This window comes from Sporolactobacillus sp. CQH2019 (genome assembly GCF_028765345.1).
GTDB lineage: Bacteria > Bacillota > Bacilli > Bacillales > Sporolactobacillaceae > Sporolactobacillus.
Map to the genome: position 1 here is coordinate 1 of NZ_JARAJZ010000032.1, position 5324 is coordinate 5324.

At 44.9% G+C, this 5324-nt stretch carries 6 protein-coding genes; 4 read left to right on the forward strand and 2 right to left on the reverse strand.

Going from position 1 to position 5324, the window contains the following annotated elements:
* The 4 genes from OYT88_RS20580 to OYT88_RS20595 form a co-directional block, all read left to right on the forward strand.
* The coding region (locus OYT88_RS20580; RefSeq protein ID WP_274402246.1) for an Orn/Lys/Arg family decarboxylase at positions 1 to 176 on the forward strand (176 nt) is incomplete at its 5' end.
* Between the two features lie 62 nt (positions 177 to 238).
* Positions 239 to 1570 (forward strand): putrescine-ornithine antiporter, encoded by a 1332-nt coding sequence (gene potE, locus OYT88_RS20585; RefSeq protein WP_274402242.1) that lies wholly within the window; start codon positions 239 to 241, stop codon positions 1568 to 1570.
* A gap of 58 nt (positions 1571 to 1628) precedes the next feature.
* A complete protein-coding gene (gene pdxS, locus OYT88_RS20590) occupies positions 1629 to 2513 on the forward strand; it encodes a pyridoxal 5'-phosphate synthase lyase subunit PdxS (RefSeq protein WP_274402243.1) in 885 nt (294 codons plus the stop codon).
* A 604-nt stretch (positions 2514 to 3117) separates the two neighbouring features.
* Positions 3118 to 4053, forward strand: coding sequence for a cation diffusion facilitator family transporter (locus OYT88_RS20595; protein ID WP_274402244.1), 936 nt, complete (start codon positions 3118 to 3120; stop codon positions 4051 to 4053).
* A 359-nt stretch (positions 4054 to 4412) separates the two neighbouring features.
* On the opposite strand, the gene OYT88_RS20600 is transcribed toward OYT88_RS20595, so the two are convergent.
* Positions 4413 to 4985, reverse strand: a complete 573-nt coding sequence (locus OYT88_RS20600; protein ID WP_274402245.1) for a TIGR01440 family protein — start codon at positions 4983 to 4985, stop codon at positions 4413 to 4415.
* A gap of 169 nt (positions 4986 to 5154) precedes the next feature.
* The coding region (locus OYT88_RS20605; protein ID WP_274402247.1) for an Orn/Lys/Arg family decarboxylase at positions 5155 to 5324 on the reverse strand (170 nt) is incomplete at its 5' end.

A 5324-nucleotide genomic window follows, 5' to 3' on the forward strand; every position in this document is an offset into this window, starting at 1 on the left:
CCGGGGAGAAATGGAGCGCCACCGCTCAGAAATACTTCCTGGCGCTGGAGGAGAGCATCAACCGGTTCCCGGGATTCGCCCCCGAGATCCAGGGCGTTTATTTTCAGAACGAAGACGGCCGGATCCGGGCTTACGGCTATGTCTTAAAAAATGAAAAGGGTAAGGTCAATCATTAAATTATGATAATTAATCTTGAAAATTCGAATTAATAGCTTGGTATCCATAAGGAGTGCTGAAAATGGGCAAAAGCAATAAAATGGGAGTCTGGCAGCTTACCATACTGACAGCAGTCAATATGATGGGATCCGGAATCATTATGCTTCCTACTAAATTGGCCGAGGTAGGAACGATTTCTATAACTTCCTGGATAGTTACCGCATTGGGATCGCTGGCCTTATCCTACGGTTTTGCACAATGCGGCATGTTTAGTCAAAAAGCCGGCGGAATGGGCGGATATGCAGAGTATTCATTCGGTAAATCAGGGAATTTCATGGCGAATTATACCTACGGCATATCCTTAGCTATCGCAAACGTGGCCATAGCAATCACAGCCGTGGGGTATGCTGCAGAACTTTTCGGCGTCACTCTCTCTCCGGTTGCCGTCGCTCTATGGACAATTTTTGTTCTATGGCTGACCACGGTGGCCAATTTTGGGGGAGCCAAAATAACCGGCAGAATAGGATCTTTTACCATATGGGGAGTCATTATTCCTGTTGTTTTGGTGGGAGTAATCGGCTGGTTCTGGTTTAAAGGAGGAATGTATGCAGCCGCCTGGAATCCTCACAATCTGCCGTTTTTTTCAGCGATGGGACAATCTATTTCCATAACTTTGTGGTCTTTCCTGGGATTTGAATCTGCGTGCGCAAATATGGATGCTGTTGAAAACCCGCAGCGGGATATTCCGATTGCAGTATTGGGAGGAACCCTGGGATGTGCCGTCGTGTATATTCTGTCTACAAATGTCATTGCCGGCATCGTTCCCAATTCCAGCCTGGTAAACTCAACTGCTCCGTTCGGTCTGGCCTTTGCCACAATGTTTACTCCGGCTGTCGGCAAAATAATTATGGGACTTATGATGATCGCTTGTATCGGTTCTTTACTGGGATGGCAGTTTACAATTGGCCGCGTGTTTAAGAGTTCTGCCGATGTCGGCTATTTTCCTCATCTATTCAGTAAAGTGACAACAAAAGATGCCCCGATTGTCGGTATGACTGTGCTGACTATTATTCAGAGCCTTCTTGCTCTCATGACGATTAGCCCCTCTTTGTCCAAGCAGTTCACCATATTAGTTAATTTGGCCGTCGTTACTAATCTGATTCCTTATTTGCTGTCGATGGCCGCATTGACTGTGATTCAGATATACGCCAAGACATCTGTGAAAAAAGCAAGGGTAACCAATCTGGTGGCATTAATCGGCTCCATATACAGTTTGTACGCACTTTATGCCAGCGGTTTTGAAGCAATGACTTATGGTTCTATCGTTGTTTTCGCCGGATGGACGCTATACGGGTTTATTTCACATCGCTTTGATGTAAGAAATGAGAGCAGTGGAATCCATAAAGCCGTTTAACCGATCATATTTATATTTTTTGGCACGGGATGTTAGTTTATAGCAGGGGGGATATTCAATGGCTCAGACTGGAACCGATAAGATCAAGCGGGGCATGGCCGAGATGCAGAAGGGCGGCGTTATTATGGATGTCGTCAATGCCGAGCAGGCGAAAATAGCGGAGGAAGCGGGAGCGGTAGCCGTTATGGCTCTCGAGCGGGTGCCGTCGGATATTCGTAAAGACGGAGGAGTCGCGCGCATGGCCGATCCTGCAGCTATTGAACAGATTATGAACGCCGTCTCTATCCCGGTTATGGCTAAAGCCCGGATCGGCCATATAGTTGAGGCCCGCATGCTGGAGGCTATGGGTGTTGATTATATTGATGAGAGCGAAGTGCTGACTCCTGCCGATGATATTTATCACATCAACAAAAAAGAATTTACGGTACCGTTCGTCTGCGGCTGCCGGGATCTGGGCGAGGCCGCACGGCGGATCGGCGAGGGTGCGTCAATGCTCAGAACTAAAGGAGAACCGGGAACCGGAAACATTGTTGAAGCCGTTCGCCATCTTCGGATCGTCAATCATGAAGTCAATAAAATTGTTGCTATGTCGGCAGATGAACTGATCGTAGCAGCGAAAGAATTGGGTGCACCCTATGATGTACTTCTGCAAATAAAGAAAAAGGGCTGCCTTCCGGTGGTTAATTTCGCGGCCGGCGGGGTTGCTACACCGGCGGATGCCGCACTCATGATGGAATTGGGAGCGGACGGTGTATTTGTCGGATCAGGTATTTTTAAGTCGGAAAACCCATCTGCATTTGCCAAAGGGATTGTTGAAGCGACGACGTACTATCAAGACTACTCCCGTATTATTGAGGTTTCCAGAGGACTGGGGGAACCGATGAAAGGGCTGGATGTTCACATGCTTGCCCGGTCTGAGCGTATGCAGGAGCGGGGTGAGTAGTCCTCAGTCCCTTTTCAAAGGGGGGATTGCAGTTTTTAAGCCGAATACGTTATTCCCTTACAATCTGACGGTTTGACAAAGTAAAAATACTCTTGACAGATGGATCCCCCAGGATCCATCTTTTTTTATTGAAGGCAGCCGGTCATCGGCTGGAAAATTTTCAGAAGCTGCATGGGTCTACAATTCCGATCTTTGATGGCACCGATTATGAAGATTGATAGTACAGCGTCCACTTCCGAACCGATGCCATATTGATACGCTAACGTTTTAATCGTTATCCGAATTTATTTTACATGATTATGGCTGTAAGGATTCCACAATTTCCGGACATACATCGGACATAGAGATGAATAAAATGAATTAAGAAGAAGGGAGCAGCCGGCAGAGATCAAGGGACAGGCTCTCTGCCGGCAATGTCCCGGGAGAGAAAGTATGATATAATAATTAAGTGTTTATACATCAAACTTATAACATCGTATGCGCATAAAGCGGCGTTTCATCATAGATACCTGTTAAAAACAAAGAGGGGACTTTAATAAGTTTTTTATTAATGCTAAATAGGTGAATAGTGCAGCGCCTTTTACTTTAATAAAAGTCATTTAAAATGGTAAATAAAAAAATCATTGAGCAAAAATTGCTGAAACAGTCTGTCGGTATGATGTTTTTGGTTGCTGTGGGCGGTACGGTAGTGGGAACAATATCTAACTCCCGGGCAATTACCTTGGACGGCGTATTTTCATTTATAGCGGTCATCATTAAGTTAATGATGTTAGGTACGTCTAAACTGACTCAGAATGAAACGAGCAAGCGGTTCCAATTTGGCTACTGGCATTTCGAACCGCTTGTTTTAATTGCAGAAGGAAGTTTTACGTTAATTATTTTGGGATACGCCCTTTTTTCGGGTATTTTAAGCTTATTAAGCCATGGCAATCAGATGGATTTTAATATTGCCATACTTTATGCTTTATTTTTTACAATAAGCGACTCTGTGTATTATTTCTACGTCCGGTATGTCAATAAAAAATTAAAATCCAATTTAGTCCGCTATGATAACATCAGCTGGTCCATTGATGCTAAGTCATCAATAAGCCTGTTATTCAGTTTTGCAATTGCCTGGGTATTGTCGCGGACAGAGTGGCGATACTTATCTGTTTACGTTGACCCCATTATTTTAATTGTTATGTCGATACAGATGCTTCCTTCGACTTTAAAGATTTTAATCCCGTCCGTTAAACAGATCCTCATGGTTGCACCGCAGAATTTACACAATCATGTCCAACATGTTATGGATAAATTTATGGCCTATTATTCGTTTAAAGATTACGTCAGCTCGGTGCAAGTATATGGAAATACGCAGATTATTGAGATTAATATATTGGTTGATCGGGACTTTAATGTCGGCAGTGTAGCTGATTTAGACAAAATTCGTAATGAAATTGATCGCGAACTGGGCTATGGACATTTGACAGAATGGCTGACGATAACCTTTACTTCCAGTGAAAAATGGATGGCGAAAGATTACTTGGTTAATGACCGGTGAGCCCGTTTTAGTAAAATCTTTAAGTGCGGAAAGATGAGACTGTCTCAAAAGGGAGCTTCGAATAAAGGGCAGGAGGGAGAAGCATTTCCCCTCTCGCCTTTTCATCTCTTGTCTTGGAAAAAGTTACAGAAAAAATCGCCGATTTCATTTAAGAGGGCTGGAAAAAGTCGCGATTGAATCCGGCTCCCGGTGCTGGCTGACGACTTTCTGAAGAAAGTCCGAAAGGGGGGCCCACTGGGAGAAAAGGAAAGCCGGGCAATACCATAAACAAAGAACCGGAGCGGAATTTTGGTGCGCATTCCACTCGGTTCTTTGTTTTTAGGAGGCTTTTGAAACAGCCCCGAATCATTGCGAATCTTTTACATTTCCGGATAGACGGCCCTTTTTCCGCCAATCAGCATTGGACGGGTCCTTGCCATCACAAGATGAGCTTTTCCGATTTGTTTAACATCGCTGCGGACCGGGACAGCGACATGGCGCAGATGCATGCCGATCAATGTATCGCCGATATCAATACCGCCGTCGGCTTTGATAAACTCAACAACGGTGGCAGCGGCCATGTGCTCATAGGCGTAGGTTGCCATCGCTCCCCCGGCATGACGAATAGGGCGGACCGTTACCTGCTCAAACCTGCGTTCTTTCGCCAGATGCTGATCGACGACCAGAACGCAGTTCAGGTGCTCACAGCACTGAAATGCAAAATGCACCTTGGTTTTAACATGGCAGGTGTTCAGTGCTTCGAAAACCGCTGCGGCAATTTCCAGTGAACCGGATGTTCCTATACGATCGCCCATGATTTCACTGGTGCTGCAGCCGATAACCAGCAAATGTTGAAAATCAAAGGGCATTACTTTTTCTAAATCTGCAAGTGCTCGGCTTAAATCACGGGTAATTGGCTGATAGAGAGTTTTCATTAAAAATTTTCCTTTCATCTATACTGAGCAATTCTTTGCAGTCATCACCTTGAAACCTTACTCAAGAATCAAATGAAATGCTATATTTTGTCTATTTTTTGATGTATTGTCTTTTATGTGTAATCCCCATCCGTTTCATTGCATCAATCCGTAGTCACCATTCCATCATGGATTTTGCCTTTTATATTTAATTATTTTGCTTTTCATTTTTTAAGACATAGCCGTAAGCACGGATCCGGCCGTCTTCGTTCTGAAAATAAACGCCCTGGATCTCGGGGGCGAATCCCGGGAACCGGTTGATGCTCTCCTCCAGCGCCAGGAAGTATTTCTGAGCGGTGGCGCTCCATTTCTCCCCGG